This window comes from Cupriavidus sp. WKF15 (assembly GCF_029278605.1).
In the GTDB taxonomy this organism is placed as follows: Bacteria; Pseudomonadota; Gammaproteobacteria; order Burkholderiales; family Burkholderiaceae; genus Cupriavidus.
This window is the reverse complement of record NZ_CP119573.1, coordinates 395,768-414,027: the sequence shown is the minus strand read 5'-3', so window position 1 is coordinate 414,027 and position 18,260 is coordinate 395,768. Positions and strand designations below refer to the sequence as shown.

The 18,260-nt window shown below is 66.0% G+C and carries 18 protein-coding genes; 7 read left to right on the top strand and 11 right to left on the bottom strand.

The window, feature by feature from the left end; all coding sequences use genetic code 11:
• The first annotated feature begins 96 nt into the window (after positions 1 to 96).
• Positions 97 to 984, top strand: coding sequence for an alpha/beta hydrolase (locus CupriaWKF_RS19240; protein WP_276102364.1), 888 nt, complete (start codon positions 97 to 99; stop codon positions 982 to 984).
• Between the two features lie 30 nt (positions 985 to 1,014).
• Here the strand turns inward: CupriaWKF_RS19240 and CupriaWKF_RS19235 are convergent, their stop codons facing one another.
• Together CupriaWKF_RS19235 and CupriaWKF_RS19230 are read right to left on the bottom strand one after the other, a co-directional pair.
• Positions 1,015 to 1,662, bottom strand: coding sequence for a hypothetical protein (locus CupriaWKF_RS19235; RefSeq protein ID WP_346348619.1), 648 nt, complete (start codon positions 1,660 to 1,662; stop codon positions 1,015 to 1,017).
• Positions 1,663 to 1,679: 17 nt separating this feature from the next.
• The gene (locus tag CupriaWKF_RS19230; protein WP_276102363.1) at positions 1,680 to 3,074 is read right to left on the bottom strand and encodes a selenium-binding family protein; all 1,395 of its coding nucleotides are present in this window, start codon (positions 3,072 to 3,074) and stop codon (positions 1,680 to 1,682) included.
• A 1,067-nt stretch (positions 3,075 to 4,141) separates the two neighbouring features.
• Here CupriaWKF_RS19230 and CupriaWKF_RS19225 point away from each other — a divergent pair.
• A complete protein-coding gene (locus CupriaWKF_RS19225; RefSeq protein ID WP_276102362.1) occupies positions 4,142 to 5,029 on the top strand; it encodes a DMT family transporter in 888 nt (295 codons plus the stop codon).
• Positions 5,030 to 5,074: 45 nt separating this feature from the next.
• On the opposite strand, the gene CupriaWKF_RS19220 is transcribed toward CupriaWKF_RS19225, so the two are convergent.
• Both CupriaWKF_RS19220 and CupriaWKF_RS19215 read right to left on the bottom strand, forming a co-directional pair.
• Positions 5,075 to 5,911: a 3-keto-5-aminohexanoate cleavage protein gene (locus CupriaWKF_RS19220; RefSeq protein WP_276102361.1), complete on the bottom strand. Its 837-nt coding sequence runs from the start codon at positions 5,909 to 5,911 to the stop codon at positions 5,075 to 5,077.
• 55 nt (positions 5,912 to 5,966) lie between these two features.
• On the bottom strand, positions 5,967 to 7,841 hold the full coding sequence (locus tag CupriaWKF_RS19215) for a sugar phosphate isomerase/epimerase and 4-hydroxyphenylpyruvate domain-containing protein (protein WP_276102360.1): 1,875 nt from the start codon (positions 7,839 to 7,841) through the stop codon (positions 5,967 to 5,969).
• Between the two features lie 142 nt (positions 7,842 to 7,983).
• On the opposite strand from CupriaWKF_RS19215, the gene CupriaWKF_RS19210 reads away from it, so the two are divergent.
• Positions 7,984 to 8,751, top strand: coding sequence for an IclR family transcriptional regulator C-terminal domain-containing protein (locus CupriaWKF_RS19210; protein WP_276102359.1), 768 nt, complete (start codon positions 7,984 to 7,986; stop codon positions 8,749 to 8,751).
• A 40-nt stretch (positions 8,752 to 8,791) separates the two neighbouring features.
• On the opposite strand, the gene CupriaWKF_RS19205 is transcribed toward CupriaWKF_RS19210, so the two are convergent.
• Positions 8,792 to 9,751 (bottom strand): LysR family transcriptional regulator, encoded by a 960-nt coding sequence (locus CupriaWKF_RS19205; protein ID WP_276102358.1) that lies wholly within the window; start codon positions 9,749 to 9,751, stop codon positions 8,792 to 8,794.
• An 88-nt stretch (positions 9,752 to 9,839) separates the two neighbouring features.
• On the opposite strand from CupriaWKF_RS19205, the gene aroQ reads away from it, so the two are divergent.
• The gene (aroQ, locus tag CupriaWKF_RS19200; protein ID WP_276102357.1) at positions 9,840 to 10,313 is read left to right on the top strand and encodes a type II 3-dehydroquinate dehydratase; all 474 of its coding nucleotides are present in this window, start codon (positions 9,840 to 9,842) and stop codon (positions 10,311 to 10,313) included.
• Between the two features lie 143 nt (positions 10,314 to 10,456).
• Positions 10,457 to 10,654 (top strand): hypothetical protein, encoded by a 198-nt coding sequence (locus tag CupriaWKF_RS19195; RefSeq protein ID WP_276102356.1) that lies wholly within the window; start codon positions 10,457 to 10,459, stop codon positions 10,652 to 10,654.
• A 429-nt stretch (positions 10,655 to 11,083) separates the two neighbouring features.
• Here CupriaWKF_RS19195 and CupriaWKF_RS19190 read toward each other — a convergent pair whose 3' ends face one another.
• The 3 genes from CupriaWKF_RS19190 to CupriaWKF_RS19180 form a co-directional block, all read right to left on the bottom strand.
• Positions 11,084 to 11,293: a DUF2188 domain-containing protein gene (locus CupriaWKF_RS19190; RefSeq protein ID WP_276102355.1), complete on the bottom strand. Its 210-nt coding sequence runs from the start codon at positions 11,291 to 11,293 to the stop codon at positions 11,084 to 11,086.
• 18 nt (positions 11,294 to 11,311) lie between these two features.
• On the bottom strand, positions 11,312 to 11,548 hold the full coding sequence (locus CupriaWKF_RS19185) for a GDCCVxC domain-containing (seleno)protein (RefSeq protein ID WP_276102354.1): 237 nt from the start codon (positions 11,546 to 11,548) through the stop codon (positions 11,312 to 11,314).
• Positions 11,549 to 11,680: 132 nt separating this feature from the next.
• Positions 11,681 to 12,742, bottom strand: a complete 1,062-nt coding sequence (locus tag CupriaWKF_RS19180) for an IS630 family transposase (protein WP_276103324.1) — start codon at positions 12,740 to 12,742, stop codon at positions 11,681 to 11,683.
• A gap of 70 nt (positions 12,743 to 12,812) precedes the next feature.
• Here CupriaWKF_RS19180 and CupriaWKF_RS19175 point away from each other — a divergent pair, with 70 nt between their 5' ends.
• On the top strand, positions 12,813 to 13,250 hold the full coding sequence (locus tag CupriaWKF_RS19175) for a MerR family DNA-binding protein (RefSeq protein WP_276102353.1): 438 nt from the start codon (positions 12,813 to 12,815) through the stop codon (positions 13,248 to 13,250).
• 106 nt (positions 13,251 to 13,356) lie between these two features.
• Here CupriaWKF_RS19175 and CupriaWKF_RS19170 read toward each other — a convergent pair whose 3' ends face one another.
• The 3 genes from CupriaWKF_RS19170 to CupriaWKF_RS19160 all read right to left on the bottom strand — a co-directional run bounded on the left by CupriaWKF_RS19170 (position 13,357) and on the right by CupriaWKF_RS19160 (position 16,777).
• Positions 13,357 to 14,421 (bottom strand): porin, encoded by a 1,065-nt coding sequence (locus CupriaWKF_RS19170; protein WP_276102352.1) that lies wholly within the window; start codon positions 14,419 to 14,421, stop codon positions 13,357 to 13,359.
• Positions 14,422 to 14,478: 57 nt separating this feature from the next.
• Positions 14,479 to 15,813 (bottom strand): MFS transporter, encoded by a 1,335-nt coding sequence (locus CupriaWKF_RS19165; RefSeq protein WP_276102351.1) that lies wholly within the window; start codon positions 15,811 to 15,813, stop codon positions 14,479 to 14,481.
• 130 nt (positions 15,814 to 15,943) lie between these two features.
• Positions 15,944 to 16,777, bottom strand: a complete 834-nt coding sequence (locus tag CupriaWKF_RS19160; RefSeq protein WP_276102350.1) for a shikimate dehydrogenase — start codon at positions 16,775 to 16,777, stop codon at positions 15,944 to 15,946.
• 292 nt (positions 16,778 to 17,069) lie between these two features.
• On the opposite strand from CupriaWKF_RS19160, the gene CupriaWKF_RS19155 reads away from it, so the two are divergent.
• Positions 17,070 to 18,140 (top strand): VOC family protein, encoded by a 1,071-nt coding sequence (locus CupriaWKF_RS19155; protein ID WP_276102349.1) that lies wholly within the window; start codon positions 17,070 to 17,072, stop codon positions 18,138 to 18,140.
• Positions 18,141 to 18,260 lie beyond the last annotated feature (120 nt).

Below are 18,260 nucleotides of genomic sequence, written 5' to 3'. Positions count from 1 at the left end.
ACGTCGTCGTCGGAAACGATGGCAATCGATTTCCTGATTACACTGCCTTCACCTTCAATGCCTCTTGCGGGTCATTGAATACGAAAGGAGACATGCGTGCTGGAGGGATTCAAGGGATTCGAACATCGCCTTGTGCAATGCGCGGACGTCGGCATCCACGCCGTCGTGGGCGGTCAGGGGCCGGCGCTGCTGCTGTTGCACGGCCATCCGCAGACCTATGTGATCTGGCATAAGGTCGCGGCGACCCTCGCGCGCCACTTCACGGTGGTGGCCGCTGACCTGCGCGGCTACGGCGACAGCGAAAAGCCCGCCGGGCTGCCCGGCCACGCCAACTACAGCAAGCGCACCATGGCGGGCGACCAGGTCGGGCTGATGGCAGCGCTCGGCTTCGAGCGCTTCCGCGTCATGGCGCACGACCGCGGCGCCCGCGTGGCGCACCGCATGGCACTGGACCACGGCGAACGCATCGAACGCCTGGTCACGCTAGACATCGCGCCGACGCTGGCGATGTACGAGCAGACCAGCCTGGCCTTCGCCACGGCGTACTGGCACTGGTTCTTCCTGATCCGGCCCGCGCCGTTTCCCGAGACGCTGATCGAGGCCGACCCGGCGCTTTACCTGCGCAGCACCATGGGCGCACGCAGCGCCGGGCTGGCGCCGTTCACCGAGGCCGCGATGGCCGAGTACCTGCGCTGCCTGCAAAGCCCTGGCGCCGCCCACGGCCTGTGCGAGGACTATCGCGCGAGCGCGGGCATCGACCTGGAACACGATCGCGCCGACCTGGCGGGCGGGCGCATGGTCGAGTGCGAGATGCTGGCCTTGTGGGGCGAGCAGGGCGCCGTGGGCCAATGTTTCCGCCCGCTCGACGAGTGGCGCAAGGTGGCGCGTCGCGTCAGCGGGCACGGCCTGCCGTGCGGCCACTACATTGCCGAGGAGGCGCCGGAGTTGTTGCTGGAGACGGTGTTGCCGTTCCTGCTGCGGTGAGACCCGGCGGGAGCGTTCGGCGGCCGGCAATCACCACACCAACAGCGCCACTCCGCACAACGCCAGCGCGACGCTCCAGACCAGGTCCAGGTTGATCCATCCCGTGCGCAGGAAGGCCACCCCTACGCGGTCATAGACCAGCAACGCCACCGCGCAGATGGCCAGCAGCATGGCTCCGGTATGCAGGCCCAGCGCAAGCACGGCGGGTGCCACGGCGCTGCCCCCGACGATGCGGCCCGATAGCGGCGACGCGCACAGCGGCATCAGTGCCGGCACCAGCATCAGCCCGGCCCCATGCACGCCCGCCATGAGGAACGACCAGCAGGCGAGCCCGGCCATGCCGGCCTGCATGCCCACGCGCGGCCGGCCGCGGTGGCCACGCAGGATGTGCCAGCCGGCCCAGCCGATCAGCACGAGCCCGCCGACGCGCGCGAACAGGCTTGCATCCACCACACTGCCAAGCGTGAGCGCCGCCGCTACGAATACCGCCACCGCCAGCGCATGGCCCAGCGCGATCGGCAGCAGCGACAGCAGCACCACGCTGCGCTTGTGGCGGTGCAGGCCCAGCGCCACGGCGAACAGCCACCCCATGGCGGGGTTGATGCCGTGGAACAGGCCCAGCGCGGCAATGACGACCCAGGGCCACCATGCCGCCCACTGGGCCGATGCGGTTGCCAAGGTGGCCGATGGACCCATCACGGATAGCAGTACGAATCCGACGAGCAATCCCCGCCCTGCAGCCGCACCTGGTGCGGGCGATGGCCCTTCGGCCAGTCGATGAAGAACTTCGGATCGATGGACAGGCCGCCTTCGGGGGCGGCATCGAGCTTCACCATCCAGCCGTCGATGCCTTCGGGATAGAACTGCGGGTCCACCGCGCCGTACAGCGAGTTGGTGAAGTAGATGCGGCGTCCGTCGCGGCTGATCTCGACCATCTGCGGCCCGCCATTGAGCGCGCCGTTCTTCGCGCCCGGATGCGTGGCGCGCGAGACGATGCCGCCAAGGCGCACCTTGCCTGTGAGCTTCGGCGCGAACGGGTCGGACACATCGTATTGCAGCAGGTCTCCCGTGCCCCAGCAGGACACGTAGAGGAAGCGGTCATCCATCGACAGGTCGATGTCCGTCACCAGCGGCGGCACCGCCTTGAAGCCCTTGAGCATGGGCGGCAGCTGGTCGGGATCGGCGGCTTCGGCCGGGATCTCGATGACCTTGCGCACGGCCCATTTGTCCTTGTCGCGATACCAGGTCCAGATCGACGACGACAGGTCCTTCAGGCTGATCACGCAGTTGACGAAGCCATAGGCCCGGGTCGGGTCATGGGCCGGGCGCAGCTCGAACACGAGCTGGTACTCGTCGCCGAAGTCGATCTCCTGCAGGTGCCTGCGCCGCGTGAAGTCCCAGAAATGCAGGCGGCGCCCGTAGCGCGCGCCGAGCAGGATGTCGGGCACGAGGCCGTCCTCGACCATGTCCGGCGTGCCCCATTCGCTGGTGACGAGCGTGTCGTAGCCAAGGTGCCACCAGCCGTCATAGGCGAAGTACTGCGGACCGCGCTCGACCTCCCAGCGGCCGAGCGGGTCGAAGCTCTGCGCGTCGAGCATGGCGATGCCGCCGGGGCCCTTGCCCTCGGCGTTGCCGAGCGCCGTCACATAGATGCCGCCCGGTCCGCAGTGCACGGTATGCGGGCGGCTGTAGCCGGTGCGCTCGGCCAGCATCTCGGGCTCGATGACCTTGGTCAGGAACGGCTTGAGCGGATCGGGTTTGGTGTCGAGGATGTAGATGCGCGACGAGCGCAGCCCCGGTACCACCAGGTAGCGCCGTTCCATATGCGGATGCGGCGCGTTCGGGCACAGGCACGACGAGCACGCATTCCAACCGAAGTGATGCAATTCATCGCCCGCATGCGGCATGGCGACCTTGCCGACGATGCTGGCGTAGCGCGGTGACGCGGGGTCCACGTCGACCACGGCGATGGCGTCGGGTTGCTTGCGCTCGGGATCGAACATCGCCACGTAGGCAATGGTCTCCGGCGGGGCCTTGGCTGCCAGGCGGGGGGATGGGTAAAAGCTCGGATCCGGCTTCCAGGTCGTCATGGCGCGTCTTCCTGTGTCTTGTTCCCACGTACCGCAGGCATTTCACTATAGGACAGAAGGGGGAGGCGGCAGGGGGGCAACTGTAGGCCTAGGGGAGGCTGGCTTGTCGTGCTTGGCAGGCGCTGCTGTTTCGCCGGCGTAGCCGGCGAGTCACTTTTTGTCCGAGCGACAAAAAGTAACCAAAAAGCGCGTTTACTTGCCCTAGCGGGCGAATATTGATCGTAGTGGGCTAAGGGTGTTGTACGGGTATGGGCTTCAGAGTGTGCCCGGCTGCCTGCCGCGTGGTGCACGTCCGTGGGCAGGATTAGAGCGCTGATTGAACGAGCCCCGAAACTGTCCGTGGCCCCTGCTGCTACCGCCATCGTGTAATCGCCTTCGGCTGCGCTACGCGCAGAGCCCTAGTCTGAGCACCCAGGCCGCAGGCAAACCGCGCCGCAGCGAAGCAGAGAAACCGAACCATTGGCACTGGCGACGATTATGCCCGTCGCAAACCGACTAGGACGCGCGCGCAGCGCAGCCGCAGGCGTCCCACCACTGACGCTTTTGGAACGCTGTACCCGAGCCCTACATGGGGACCGTACAAGAGCCGGTTATCGGAGCAGGGTCGAATGGGCATCCACGCATCGCGAGACCAAAGCCGCTTGAACACAAGAAGCGCATCGTTGATGGCCAGCCGCCAGGCGACGCGCTTCTTGCCTACTTCTTGTCGCTCGGACAAGAAGTAGGTCGCCGGCTACGCCGGCGAAACAGCGGCGCCTGCCAAGCACGACGAGCCAGTCATAGCCACAAAGCCCTCGCCGGCTACGCCGGCGAAACAGCAGCGCATGCCAAGCACGACACGCCAATCCGGACCAGATAACCCCGCCGGCTACGCCGGCGAAACGGCGGCGCCGGCCAAGAACGACAAAAAGCGCCGTCCGGCAGCCCACCGATTATTCGCTCAACGCGCATTCTGACTTTCCTCCCAGCCCAATTGTTTTTCCCGCTGGCAACAGTAACCTGCTCCCATCCCCCAATCCACGCCGCGCAACCCACTGCCAGCGGCGCAACAAGCAGCCAACCCCGCCATGAAGGACCACCACACGCCGCAAGGCATTGCGCTAATGATCGCGGCGGTAGCCTGCTTTGCCACGCTCGATACGCTGACCAAGGGCGTCGGCGGCGCCGTCCCGGTGGTCATGGCGCTGTGGGTGCGTTATCTGGCGCAGACGGCGCTGACCGGCGCAGTCCTGTTGCCGGCGCGCGGCCGGTACCTGCTACACACACGCCGGCCGGTCCTGCAATGCATGCGCGCGGCGCTGATGCTGGTGTCGAGCCTGTGCGCGTTCTTCAGCCTCAAGGTCCTGCCCGTGGGCGACTTCACCGCGGTGGCAATGCTCACGCCGCTGGCCATCACGCTCGCCGCGGCAGCGCTGATGGGCGAGCGGGTCTCGCCGGTGCGGTGGCTGTTCCTGCTGCTGGGGTTTGCCGGCGCGGTGATGGTGATACGCCCCGGCCCCGACTTCCACCCGGCCATGCTGCTGCCGCTGGGCGTGGTGCTGTCCAACGCCGGCTACCAGTTGCTGACCGGCGCGCTGACGCGTGCCGACGGCGTCGGGACGACGCACTTCTACACGGGCTCTGTGGCGACGGTGCTGCTCACGGCGGCGTTGCCGTTCTCGTGGGTCTGGCACGTCAGCGCAATGCACTGGGCCATGCTGGCCGGCATGGCGCTGGCCGGTTGCGCCGGTCACCTTTGCCTGGTGCTGGCCTATGCGCGCGCACCGGTGGGCGTCCTGACGCCGTATCTGTATCTGCAGATCGCTTTTGCCATGCTCGGCGGCTGGATGGTGTTCGGTTCCGTGCCGGATGCGTGGTCGGTGCTCGGCGTAGCATTCATCGCCGCCAGCGGCGTGGGCGGAACCGCCGCGGCGGCGCGCGAACGGGGCACGCCCGCGGCGAACGTCCCCGCGTGACGCCCGGGCGGCCGCCGGGCGGGCCGCCGGTCTGACATATCGAGGCTAAGCCGCCAGGGGTTGCAAGCCGAGCAGGGACCTGGCCTGAGCGGGCGTCGCCACGGCGCGGCCATACTGCTCGCACAGTTGCGCAACGCGTTGCACCAGCTGCGCATTGCTGCGGGCCAGCGTGTCCTTGTCCCAGCGGATATTGTCTTCCAGCCCGGTTCGGCAATGGCCGCCAAGCTCCAGTGTCCAGTGATTGACTTCGAGCTGGTGCCGTCCGATCCCGGCTGCAGTCCAGGTTGCGCCGGGGAGCACCTTCTGCAGTTGCTCGACTTCGAACGCCAGGACTTCGCGGCGCGCCGGCATCGCGTTGCGGATGCCGAATACGAACTGTACATGCGGCTGTGGCGCGAGCAGCCCCTCCTTTACCAGTTCGGCCGTGCTGTACAGCATCGACAGGTCGAAGATCTCGATTTCGGGCTTGACCTGGAACTCGCGCATGCTGGCCGCCAGGGAGCGGATGAAGTCGGGCGGGTTCTCATAGACGCTGGTGGGGAAATTGACCGAGCCGGTGGCCAGCGATGCCATGTCCGGGCGCAGGTACAGCATGGCGCCGCGCTGGCTGGCTTCACGGCCCCGTCCGCCGGTGGAGAACTGCACGATCATGCCCGGGCAATGCTTGCGGATGCCCTCCTGCAGCGCGGCGAAACTCTCGGGGTCGGAGCTGGAGTTCTCCTGCGCGTCACGGACGTGCAGGTGGACCAGCGAGGCGCCCGCCTCATAGCTGGCGTGAGTACTTTCGATCTGTTCGGCTACCGTGACCGGCACGGCGGCATTGTCTTTCTTGCGCGGTACGGAACCGGTAATCGCAACCGAGATGATGCAAGGATCGAGCATTCAGAGTCTCCTGTGGGAAGTGTATGGTTGTCTTGAAAAAGCGGGACGGCCGGCATCAGCCGTGGCGCAGCTGCGCCTGAGCGGCCATGCGCACCGACGCGTTGGCCACGCCGTAGCCGACGTAGCCATCGCGCTGCACGAGTTCGAAAAAGAAGCGCTCGTGGAATGGCTCCGTGTAGGTGTGCAGGAATTCACCATGGCCGTCACGGTCGTAGAGCAGGCCCAGGCGCTGAAGCCGGGCCAGCAGGTCATCGTCGAGCGCCAGCCGCGCGGCCAGGTCTTCGAAGTAGTTGTCGGGCACATGCAGCATCGCCGAGCGGCTGCGGTCGATGGCTTCGACCGTATGCGCGAGCTGCGTGGACCGGAAGGCAATGTGATGCACGCCCGAGCCCGCGTAGGCGGTGACGAAACGCCCCGTGGCCGTACGCCCGCTCTCCGAGACATTGAGCGGAATGCGCACGCGCTGGCCGGCACTGACCATGGCGCGGCTCTTGACCAGGCCATACGGATCGGCAATCTCGTGGACGGCCTCGGCCTGCATGCCGAACACCGAGCGGTAGAACAGCACGAAGGTGTCGAGCCGGTGCGCAGGGAGGGCCTGGGCGATATGGTCGATCGCCGTCAGCCCCGCGCCCGCGGCGGCTTCTTGCGGCAGCGGGCGAAGCTCGAAGTCGCTCTCGTAAATACTGCGCGCGGCGTCGATGTCGTCGATCAGGTGGAACAGCATGCCGTCGGGCGCGCGCAGCGCGGGAATCACGCGTTCCTGCGGGCCCACCGGTTCGCGCCACTCCTTGCACAGCAGCGCGCGGGCACGCGCGATGGCGCGGCGTGAATCGTCGACCTTGAGGCCGATCGCGCAAACAGACGGGCCGTGCAGCTGGAAGTGTTCGGCGGCCGCGCTGTCCTGCTCCGCATTGAGGATCAGGTTGATGTCGCCCTGCCGGTACAGGTCGACCGCCTTGGAGCGATGGCGCCCGGCATGCACGAACCCGAGCGACGCCAGCCGCTGCGCGAGTTCGCGCCCGGCCACGTAGTCGACCGCGAACTCGACGAAGTCGACGCCTTCGAACACCGGCGGCGCCGGCAGCGCGAAGCCGCCCGCCTCGGATTCGAGCCAGATCAGCGAACGCAGCCCGTCCAGCGCGGTCTGGCGCGCCGGGGCGGCGCGAAATTCGTCGTTGAAGATTTCCAGCGAGAGCGGGCCGGTATAGCCAGCCTGCAGCACGTCGCGCGCGAAGTCGGTCACCGGCAGGTCGCCCTGTCCAGGGAAGTTGCGGTAGTGCCGGCTCCAGCCCAGCACGTCCATCGACATGCGCGGCGCATCGGCCAATTGCACAAAGAAAATCTTCTCGGCCGGCACGATGTCCAGGCCCTGCAGGGTGTCGCCCAGCGCCAGCGTATGGAAGCTGTCCAGCACCAGGCCCAGTGCCGGGTGGTCCGCGCGCCGCACGATGTCCCACGCCTCGCGCCAGCGGCGCGTGTGCCGGCCCCACGCCAGGGCCTCATAGCCGACGCGCAGGCCGCGCCGGGCGGCGGCCTCGGCCATCTGGCGCAGGTCCGCGGCGGCGCGCGCGGGGTCGTCGATGGCGATGTCCTGGACATTGCTGCAGACCAGCACCGTGTCGGCGCCAAGCTGTTTCATCACGTCGAACTTGCGTTCGGCGCGCGCCATGTTGCGCGCGAACAGTTCCGCCGGCATGGCCTCGAAGTCGCGCAGCGGCTGGTAGAGCATGATGCGCAGGCCGAGGTCGGCCGCCATGCGGCGCACTTCGGCGGGCGAGCCGTCGAAGTTGAGCAGGTCGTTCTCGAAGATTTCCACGCCGTCGAATCCGGCAGCCGCGGCGGCCTCAAGTTTTTCGGGAAGGGTGCCGGAGAGCGAGACGGTGGCGATCGACTTCGGAAGCGGTTTGGGGCGAGAGGCTGCAGACATGATGCGGTGAAGGTCGGGGCCGGTATGCAGCAAGCGTAGAAGTCGCGAGCGCGCCAAACAATCGCAATTCGCGCCTAAAAGAGCGATAATCGCGCGATCATGCGCGACTGTCGCGCATTACCCGGGTTAACCATAAGCGAGCATGGAAAAAGAACCGTTGAACCGGCGCGACTGGATCGCCGGGCTGGAGAAGGGCCTGGCGATCCTGGAGGCCTTTGACAACGACCATCCCCGCCTCACGCCGTCGCAGGCGGCGCAGCTGACTGGCCTGACGCGCACGGCCGCGCGGCGCTACCTGCTCACGCTGGAGCACCTGGGCTATACGACCAGCGACGGCACGCTGTTCAGCCTGACGCCGCGCGTGCTCAAGGTCGGCTGGTCCTACTTCGATTCGGCACGGCTGCCGCGCCTGGTGCAGCCGTTCCTGCAGCAGATCACCGCGCAGGTCGGCGAGGCCGCCTACCTGAGCGTGCTCGATGGCTGGGAGCTGGTATTCATCTCCCGCACCAGCACCAGCCGCGTGATGAGCACGGGCTTCGTGCTGGGTGCGCGCGTGCCGGCCCCGCTGGCCTCGGCCGGCGTGATGATGCTGGCGTCGCAGCCCGAGGACACGGTGAGGGAGTGGCTGGACCAGTGCGTGCTGACGCCCTATACGCCCTACACGATCCTCCAGCACGACCGGCTGCTGCAAGAGATTCGCAAGGCCGGCGCTCAGGGCTATGCCGTGGTGGAGCAGCAGTTGCAGATCGGCGTGCGCGGGGTGGCGGTGCCGCTGCGCGACCGCCACGGCAAGGTGATTGCGGCGCTGTCGGTCAATATGCAGATCGGCGAGGAGAGCGCGGACGCGGCCTGCGCGCGCGTGCTGCAGGTGCTGCAGGACACCGCGCTGTCGATCATGCGCACGCTTTAGGGTCTGTTACAGACCCTCGCGCCGCCGCGCGGGCCGGCTTCTACCCGTGCAGCGAACTCGCCAGCGCGAACGGGCCCTGTGACAGGCGGGCCTTGAGGAAGTCGATGCAGACGCGCATGCGCGCCGACGACGATGCCCGGGCGCTGGTCACGGCCCAGACGTCGGCCGGCTGCTGCCACGCCGGCAGCACCTGCACCAGCTCGCCTGCGCGAATGCTGTCGGCCACGTCCCAGACCGAGGCCATGATGATGCCGTAGCCCTCGTGCGCCCACTCGCGCGTGACGTCGCTGTGGTTCGACGCCATCGGGCCGGTCACCTTGACCATTTCCATGCCGGCGGGGCCGTGCAGCCGCCACACGCCGAAGGCCTGGTCGCGTTCGCGGTGGAGCAGGCAGTCATGCTGCGCCAGTTCGGCCAGCTGGCGCGGCGCGCCGCGGCGCGCCAGGTAGGCCGGCGCCGCGCACAGCACGCGGCTGCCGCTGGCAATGCGGCTGGCAATCAGGTGCGGTTCCTCGACTTCGCCGATGCGGATGTCCAGGTCGAAGTTCTCCCCGATCAGGTCCACGCGCCGGTCCAGCAGTTCCAGCCAGACCTCGAGCCCCGGATGCTGTTGCCGCAGCAGCGCCAGCACCGGCGCCACGAAGCGGCGCCCGAGCCGCAGGCTGGTGGCAATGCGAAGCAGCCCGCGCGGCTCGCTTTCCGCCTTGCCCGCGCCGCCCACCGCTTCAAGCATGCCGTCGACGTCCTCCAGGATCTTGCGGGCCCACGCGAACGCGTTTTCGCCTTCCGCCGTCACGCTGACGCGCCGCGTGGTGCGATGGAACAGGCGGGTGCCGAGCATCGCCTCCAGCATCGCGATGCGCTTGCTCACGTGCGCGGGTGAAATGCCTGTCTCATGGGCCGCGGCAATAAAGCTGGAGCGGCGCGCCACCGTGCAGAACAGGCGCAGATCCCGCAGGAAGGGATCATTGTTCGCTGACAGCGCATTCTGAGTTTCCATATTGCCGGATTGTTATGCGGAGGCTTAACGATAGGCTATCGGTGACGGCCGCGCCAGAGGCGCGGCCTTGTTCATTCCGGGAGACGCAATGAAGACAGTACTGGTGCTCAACGGCCCCAACCTCAACCTGCTGGGCACGCGCGAGCCGGCGGTGTACGGCAGCGAAACGCTGGCCGACGTGGAGCGGATCTGCCAGGCGGCCGCGCAAGCGCTTGGCCTGCGGGCCGAATGCCGGCAGACCAACTACGAAGGACAGCTGATCGACTGGATCCATGAGGCAGGGCAAGCCTGCGCGCGCGGCGAGATGGCCGGCGTGGTGCTTAATGCGGGAGCGCTGACGCATACGTCGATTGCGCTGCATGACGCCATCAAGGGGGCCGCGGTGCCGGTAATCGAGTACCACATCTCGAATGTGCATGCGCGCGAGGCGTTCCGGCATCACTCATGGATTTCACCGGTGGCGAAGGCGGTGATGGCAGGCCTGGGCGTCAAGGGATATGCGGTGGCGGTTTCGGCGCTGGCCATGCTGGCGGGGGTGGATGGCGCGCCCCGATTTGATTGAACGCAAATGCGGCGGAATCCCTCGCATCTCTTCGGGCGTCGACTCCTATAGTGACGAAGACGTGCCGGCGACCGGCCCGGGGCCGGCAAGAGGCTTCAGGCGGCGTACCGGACACGACCCTCGATCACCGCCGGAGACAGGAGATGCTGAGTCCTCATGAGATCGCCGCCTTGATGGTTCTCGGTGATATGGAAGGCCACCGGGAACTGGACCCTGCCGACATCGGCGCGCTGGTCGAACGCCAGCTTGTCCGGCTGGAGGCTACTGCGCCTGACCACAGGCACATCTGCATCACTGGCGAGGGCCTGCAACTTCTTGCGGCGATCGGCAAGCCGCGTTGAAGGGCAGATACGGCCTATACATTGCCCCGGGGTGCCTGGACACCTCCTGTCAGGAATTTCCTACGTGCGATTCAGTCCGTCCCGATGCGTATTGTTGTCCCTTGCCTAAGGCGCTGGTGAGGCCCTCCATCTAACCTTGAAATCAAGGAGGTGCCAGTTGTTTGCGGTACCAGTGAGGTGTGCCTCGGAAGGAGTGCCACGATGCGCAATACAGAGAATTCACTACGCGCGCAGGTAGAAAAGTGGTTGTCGCCAAGCGATGAGAGCCCGGCGCGGGTTGCCTGCTTCAGGCACCTTGCCAACCACAAGGGTTGCCTCGTGTGCGTCGAATCGACCCAATCCGCGCGGCGCCTGTCGATTGCCTTCTTCCGCCATGGCGATGGCGCGTGGTACGTATTTCCGCCTGTCGCCGGATAGCGGCGCCCGCGGCTAGTGCTGGTCGCAGCCGCTGGTGCGCCAGCGCAGGTTCCCATCGTGGCGGTGTATGTGCAACTCCGCGTTCTCCTGCCTCGCCAGGCCCCAACCCGCAGCGATTGCGGCTTCCATGGTCGGAAATATCTGGACCTTTGCATTGAGGTCGCCGACCTCCAGTGCCCAGCCATATTCCCGGGGAAAAACGCGAATGATTTGTGATTGCATGATGCCCCGGCTCTGGCGTCAGCGGCGAGTGACGGCCGCCGGCGAACAGCACAAGCCAGTTTGCTGCTGCATGGGCGGGCACCGTTCGGTCCCATATGAGCAGAAGACGCAGCAATCACCGGCCTTCGGCCTCAGTAACATGTGGCAGCGCTCGCACTCATAGCACCACTGGCAGGCATCTGTCGGCATCGTATCTTCTTTTGCATAGGCGCACTTGGGGCAGGTGATGATCGACTTCAGCTTGACTGCACTCATCACGTCCCTTCGCCATCGCGGCCGGTAGGCGGCAGACGTCACCATCCCTGGCGTTCCGGCCCCCGGTTCCATATCGAAATGCAGTCTGCCCTTTCCCATTGAGGGGTTTTGGACGTAGCCTAGTCCAATGCGTCATTGAATTGGCACCGGGCGAATTCGCCGAGATGGATCGTCGTACTTCCACTTGATTGGCTTGGGATTCTTGTTGTGTTGACGGATATAGCGCATCAGCTTGCGGTCCAGGTCCTTCACCGAGGTGAAGACGCCGCGCGCGATCACATCGCGCTGAATGCGCGCGAACCAGTTCTCGACCTGATTGAGCCACGACGTGTAAGTCGGCGTGTAGTGCAACTGCACGTTACGGTGTTCTTCGAGGAAGGTCTGCACGCGCTCGGTTTTGTGGCTGCTCACGTTGTCGCAGATGACATGGATTTCTTGCTCCGGCCGCTGACTGGCCACAACATCGGTGAGGAAGGCCACGAACTGCTCGCTGGTATGGCGTGGTGCGGTCTTGCCAATCACCTCCCCGGTTGCCGTGTTGAGGGCAGCAAACAGGCTGAGCGTGCCGTTACGCTTGTATTCAAAGCCATGACTCTCGGCACGCCCTGGCGACAGTGGCAACAGCCGGTCCTTACGATCCAGGGCCTGGATCGCGGTCTTCTCGTCCACGCAGAACACCGCCGCATGCGCGGGCGGATTCAGATACAACCCAATCACGTCTGCGGCTTTGGTCTCGAAGTTGGGATCGTTGGAGATCATGTGCCGCTCCAACCTGTGCGGGCGCACGCCATGTTTGCGCCAGATGCGCTGCACGGCCGAGACCGACACATCCCCCAGTTCCGCGGCAAGCTTGTAGCTGCTCCAATGCGTCGACCCGTCCGCGGGCTTGCGCTTGAGCGTGTAGCTCAGAACACGCGCCTCGAGCTTTTCAGGCGGCTTCAGGGGCGCTCGTCCAGGATGGCGCGCGTACAAGCCTGCAAGCCGCTCGGCCAGAAACCGACTCGACCAACGCGAGATGAAACGCGAATCGCACCCCAGCCGCTCAATGATCGCGTCGCGCGATTCGCCGTCTTCAAGCATCAGGATCAGCTTGGCCCGGCGCGCGTCGGCTGCCCGAATGGTTCGGCTGCGAGTCGCCGCCAGCAGTTGTTCACGCTCGAGCTCGGTCAAATTCATTTTTCCCATGCACCCGATCTAACCACGAACGGGGTGCTTTTTCAATGACGCATTGGACTAGTTCCGTACCACGGTACGGAGTCAAGCGATGGCGCACACCCTGACGATCGGTAAGCTGGCCAAGGCGGCTGGTGTAGGCGTGGAGACGGTCCGCTACTACCACCGGTGCGGCTTGCTGCCGGTGCCGGAGCGTGTCAATGGAACCATTCGGCAGTATACGCAACCGAGCCTGAAGCGGATCTTCTTCATCCGCCGGGCCCAGTCGCTCGGGTTTACCCTTGATGAAATCCGGGTGCTGCTGCAACAGAGTGATGGTGACTCGTGCAGCAGGGCCCGCGTACTGGCCGAGCGAAAGCTCGGTCTGGTGGAGCAACGTTTGAGGGATCTCGAACGATTGCGCGCCGAACTGACGCATCTGATCGGGCAATGCAAGGCCAATGGCGATGAGGCGTCCTGCCCCTTGATTGAAACATTGTCCGACAGCACGGGGTGGGCGAACGCCCGCGACGCTCCACTTCGACCCTGAATGCTGGCGGGGGAACCTATTCCACCCGCAAGGTGCGGCCGACAAGCGGCTTCAGGGGGCGGACTGCCGCTGCAGAACACGGCGCCCCCCAACGGCGCCCGCCACATCAGAACTTGTGCCGCACGCCGGCCACCACGCCCAACCGCGTGCCATTGCCGTACGTATTGCCACTGTTGTTGAACGCGGGCGAACTGTTCAGCGCGATCCACGCCCCCTGCAGGTGGGTGTAATCCACCTCCAGATAGACATCCGTGCGCTTGCTGAAGCTGTAGTCCAGCATGCCCGCCGTGGTGAGCCGCTTGCCGCTCTGCCCGGCATGACGCAGCCAGTCGTACTGGAACGTGCCGATGAACGCGAGCGCATCCGTCAGCGTGTAGCGTGTGCCGATATAGCCGACGTTGTTGCGGTAGTCGGCCACGTCCAGCCGGTTGTTGGTGTAGCCCAGGTAATACTGTGCGCGCGCGGCCTTCCACGTGCCGCCGAGCCCCCAGACTGTCTGCTTGCTGGCCTGCGCCGCGGGTACGGCGCCGAAGAATGCGCTGGTGACGTTCTGGGTTTGCTGATAGACCGCGCCGACTTCAAGCGGCCCGTTGCTGTAGACGAGCGCACCCGCAGCGGCCGAGCTGTTCTTGATGCTGCCCGGCACTTCGCCGAACGTATAGGCTGCCGAGGCCTGCACCGGGCCGAACGACTTGATGTACTTGAGGGTGTTGTCGTAGCGCAGCCCGGTGTAGTTGCCGCCCTGGTAGCCAACGATCGAGTTGTTGGCGAAGGCCATCGCCTCGTAGGAGGAGAGCACTTCGTGGGCCAGGGTGTACTGGCGGCCCAGCGCGAGCTTGCCATAGTCGCCGTCGAGCCCGATCACCGCGGTGCGGCCGAACAGGCGCCCGCCCTGCTGGCTGGTGCCGGTGTCGGGCGCGAAGCCCGATTCGAGGATGTACCAGGCCTTGTTGCCGCCGCCGAGGTCTTCGGTGCCGCGCAGGCCCCAGCGGCTGCCGGTGAGCACGCCGTCGGTCATCTGCGTGCGCGAATGGCCAGCCGCGTCCTCGTTGGTGCTGAAGCGGATGGTGGTGTCGATCAGGCCGTAGAGCGTGACGCCGCTGTTGGTCTGGGCGGCCGCGGGCAGGCTGCCCGCGGCAAGCGCGAGCAGCGCAACCATGGATTTATGCATTGGAAGGTCTCCCGGATTGTTGTTGTCGGTTCGTTGTGACGGTGACAGCCTGCGTGCTCAGGCCGTGGTGGCGGTCGGCACCTTGCGCGGTGCCAGGAAGAACAGCCAGGTCAGCGCGATGAAGTAGGCGCACGGAATCATCGTGAAGAGCACCGCATAGTTGTTGTGCGTGACGGTGAGCACGTAGCCGACCAGCTGCGTCATGAACATGCCGCCGATCGCGCCGATCATCCCGCCGAAGCCGAACACCGAGCTCACGACGTGCTTGGGCGTGTAGTCCATCACCAGGCTCCAGATGTTCGCGGTCCAGGCCTGGTGTGCGCCGATGGCGACGGAGATCGCGGCCACGGCCATCCACAGGCTGCTCGCGCCGGCGGCAAGGGTGATGGAGGTGATGCAAAGCGCGAAGGCCAGCATCGACACCAGCCGCGCCCGCACGGCAGGCATGCCGTGGCTGATGAGCCAGGACGAGAGCGCGCCGCCGCCCACGCTGCCGATGTCGGCGCACAGGTAGATGACGATCAGCGGAATGCCCATCTGCGTCACGCTGATGCCGAGCTGGTACTGCTGGTTCAGGAACGGCGGCAGCCAGTACAGGTAGAACCAGAACACCGGCGCGGTGATGGCATAGGCCAGCGCGAAAGCCCAGGTACCACGCATGCGCAGGATCTGCGAGTAAGGAATGCGCTGCGGCGCCGGCTCGACATCGCGGCTGATGTGCGTCAGTTCCGCCTGGCTGACCGTGGGATGCTCGTCCGGGTTGTAGTACTTGATGAGCCAGAACACCAGCCAGATCGCACCGAGCGCGCCCACGATCAGGAAGGCTGCCTGCCAGCCCCAGACCTGCAGGATCAGCGGCAGCATGATCGGCGTGAGCATGGCGCCGACATTGGTGCCGGCGTTAAAGATGCCCGTGGCCACGGCGCGTTCGCTGGCCGGGAACCAGATGCGCGTGGTCTTGACGCAGGCCGGGTAGTTGGCGGCTTCGGTCAGGCCAAGGAAGAAGCGGCAGACCATGAACCCGACCGCCGAGGCCGCGAGTGCATGCGCGCCGCAGGCGAGGCTCCACAGCAGCACGGCCAGCGCGAAGGCGCGCTTGACCCCGACCATGTCGATGAATCGTCCCTGCAGGGCGAAGCCGATGGCGTAGCCGACCTGGAACCAGAAGTTGATATTGGCGTAGTCCTGCGCGGTCCAGGCCATGGCCTTGGCCAGCACTGGCTGCAGCACGCCCAGGGCGGCGCGGTCGATGTAGTTGAGCGTGGTTGCGAAGAACACGAGCGCCAGCATGCCCCAGCGCACCTTGCCGAGCGTGAACCCGGCGCGGATCTTGTCGGCCAGCGAGTGGCCGGCCACGGCGGGGGCCGTGATCTCCTTGTTGATTGTGGTCATTTGTCTGTCTCCACCAATGGGTGCGATGTGCTTTCCGGCATGCCTGGAAGACCTGGGGGCGGCATCCGGTATTTTTGTGACGGGCGTGCGCGCACGGTGCGGGGCCCGTGGCGCATTCCCCGGCTGTCTTTCAGTATTTAAGGCGGGCTACGGCGCGCAGGGCGTCCGGCGTGGCGGTGCCGTAGCCGAAGAATTCCAGGTAGGCGGGAATCATCTCGAACAGCATGTCGGTGCCGACCTGGACCTTGCAGCCGCGCGCGATGGCGGCTTCGAGGAACGGGGTGTACTCGGACTTCATCACCACCTCGCCAACCATGGCGCCCGGATCGATGCGGGCGACATCGAAGGGCAGCGCATCGCCCGCGTTCATGCCGAGCGGCGTTGCGTTGACCACCACGTCGTAGCCGGCGGGATCCGCCGAGCCGGTGGTCACGCGCAGGGCCGGGTAGTGCGCCAGCAGCCGGTCACGCAGCGCGAGCGACGAGGCGTCGCGCGTGTCGAACAGTGCCAGCTCCGCCACGCCGGCCGCGGCCAGCGAGGCGGCGATCGCGCTGCCCACGCCGCCGCTGCCCGTGACGATGGCGCGAGCGCCTTCAAGCCGGCAGCCCTTGCGCTGGATGCCGCGCACGAAGCCCGCGCCGTCGAACTGGTCGCCGACCAGCGTGCCGTCGTCGCGCCGCAGCACCGCGTTGCAGGCGCCGGCGATGCGGGCAGTGGGGGTGAGTTCGTCCACCAGTTCGACGGTGGTGACCTTGTGCGGCATGGTGACCAGCGCGCCGCGGATATTGCTCAGGCGGAACAGCGAGCGGAAGAACACCGGGTAGTCGTCGGGCTTCACGCCCATCGGCATTACCACGGCATCGATGCCCTGCTGCTCGAACCAGGGGTTGTAGATCATGGGCGCCTTGAACGACTCGGTCGGAAAGCCAAGGTGCGCGATGAGGGTGGTCTTGCCGTTGATCATGATGTTCCTGGGGGCGTAGGAAGTCGGGCCGGCGAGGATACATGGTCCGGGCCTGGCGCTGTGTCTCGATGACCAGAGATTAGTGGCCGATGGGCGGCGAGCCAAGAGATGTAAAGCGCATAACGCGCGATTAGTGAACGCAGTTGGGCGATCAGGAAACGCAGTGCGGGTTTCTACGGAGGGGGCCGGGATCCATGGGCGATGCGGCAGGCGCCGGCAGCATTGCTATGATCGGACCACGTTGCCACGGGGCTTGCCGTACCGCCCCGCACCCATACAGGAGCCCCCCAACATGAGCGCCGCTGAAGCCTGGGACAACCCGCTGGGCATCCAGGGTTACGAATTCATCGAGTTCGCCTCGCCGGATGCGGCCGCACTGGGCCGGACCTTCGAGCGTTTCGGCTTTGCCGCCCTTGCCGAGCACCGCCACAAGGCAGTCAGGCTGTATCGCCAGGGCGAGATGAACTTCGTCGTGGACGCGGAGCCGGATTCCTTTGCCACACGCTACGCCGCCGAGTATGGCCTGTCGATCTGCGCCGTCGGCATCCGCGTGAACGATGCCGCGGCGGCGTTCGAGCGCGCCATCGAAGCGGGCGCGTGGCCGTTCGAAGGCGGCACGGTCGGGCCGATGGAACTGAATATTCCCGCCATCCAGGGCATCGGCCAGTCGGTCATCTATTTCATTGACCGCTGGCGCGGCAAGGAAGGCCGTCCGGGCGACGTGGGAGATATCTCGATCTACGACGTGGACTTCCGGCCCTTGCCGCAGGACGGCCGTTCGCCAGGCGCGGGTCTGACTCGGGTCGATCACCTGACGCAGGCCGTGGAACCGGGCCACCTGGAAGAATGGAGCGACTTCTACCGCAAGGTGCTGGGTTTTCGGGAGATCCACGAAGTCCATCCCGACTGGCAGGTGGCCAGCGATGCCTGCGTGCTGCTTTCCCCTTGCGGGCAGATCCGGATTCCGTTGTACGAGAAGGGCACGCCGCGCCACGACCGGATGCGCCAGTACCTGTCGGACCCCCATGGCGAGGGCATCCAGCACATTGCGCTGGCCACCGACAACCTGGCGGCGAGCGCCGCGGCACTGGCTGCGCACGGTGTGCAGTTCGTGCAGCCGCCGGCGGCCTACTACGGCACGCTCGATGCGCGCCTGCCGGGGCATGGACTGGACCTGGCCACGCTGCAGCGCTATGGCATCCTGGTAGACGGCACCGTGCGCGCCGACGGTGGGCAGGACCGCTTCCTCCAGGCCTTCGCGAAACGCGAGGCGGGCGAGTTCTTCTTCGAGATCGTCCAGCGGGACGGGCACCACGGCTTCGGCGAGGGCAACCTTGCCGTGCTGGAGTCGTTGGCCCCGTGATGAGGCGTGGGTCAAGCCGATTGAGTCTTATACTTATCTTTTTAGCCTGGCTCGCGTTGACGGCTGCTTAGCGCATCCTAAGCAATACGTCATGGCATGGAAAATAACATCTGGCGTTAT

Excerpts from the sequence above, each read along its gene's own strand:
- CupriaWKF_RS19230 (WP_276102363.1), bottom strand. The coding sequence starts at position 3,074 with ATGACGACCTGGAAGCCGGATCCGAGCTTTTACCCATCCCCCCGCCTG.
- CupriaWKF_RS19225 (WP_276102362.1), top strand. The coding sequence starts at position 4,142 with ATGAAGGACCACCACACGCCGCAAGGCATTGCGCTAATGATCGCGGCG.
- CupriaWKF_RS19220 (WP_276102361.1), bottom strand. The coding sequence starts at position 5,911 with ATGCTCGATCCTTGCATCATCTCGGTTGCGATTACCGGTTCCGTACCG.
- CupriaWKF_RS19215 (WP_276102360.1), bottom strand. The coding sequence starts at position 7,841 with ATGTCTGCAGCCTCTCGCCCCAAACCGCTTCCGAAGTCGATCGCCACC.
- CupriaWKF_RS19210 (WP_276102359.1), top strand. The coding sequence starts at position 7,984 with ATGGAAAAAGAACCGTTGAACCGGCGCGACTGGATCGCCGGGCTGGAG.
- CupriaWKF_RS19205 (WP_276102358.1), bottom strand. The coding sequence starts at position 9,751 with ATGGAAACTCAGAATGCGCTGTCAGCGAACAATGATCCCTTCCTGCGG.
- aroQ (WP_276102357.1), top strand. The coding sequence starts at position 9,840 with ATGAAGACAGTACTGGTGCTCAACGGCCCCAACCTCAACCTGCTGGGC.
- CupriaWKF_RS19195 (WP_276102356.1), top strand. The coding sequence starts at position 10,457 with ATGCTGAGTCCTCATGAGATCGCCGCCTTGATGGTTCTCGGTGATATG.
- CupriaWKF_RS19190 (WP_276102355.1), bottom strand. The coding sequence starts at position 11,293 with ATGCAATCACAAATCATTCGCGTTTTTCCCCGGGAATATGGCTGGGCA.
- CupriaWKF_RS19185 (WP_276102354.1), bottom strand. The coding sequence starts at position 11,548 with ATGAGTGCAGTCAAGCTGAAGTCGATCATCACCTGCCCCAAGTGCGCC.
- CupriaWKF_RS19175 (WP_276102353.1), top strand. The coding sequence starts at position 12,813 with ATGGCGCACACCCTGACGATCGGTAAGCTGGCCAAGGCGGCTGGTGTA.
- CupriaWKF_RS19170 (WP_276102352.1), bottom strand. The coding sequence starts at position 14,421 with ATGCATAAATCCATGGTTGCGCTGCTCGCGCTTGCCGCGGGCAGCCTG.
- CupriaWKF_RS19165 (WP_276102351.1), bottom strand. The coding sequence starts at position 15,813 with ATGACCACAATCAACAAGGAGATCACGGCCCCCGCCGTGGCCGGCCAC.
- CupriaWKF_RS19160 (WP_276102350.1), bottom strand. The coding sequence starts at position 16,777 with ATGATCAACGGCAAGACCACCCTCATCGCGCACCTTGGCTTTCCGACC.
- CupriaWKF_RS19155 (WP_276102349.1), top strand. The coding sequence starts at position 17,070 with ATGAGCGCCGCTGAAGCCTGGGACAACCCGCTGGGCATCCAGGGTTAC.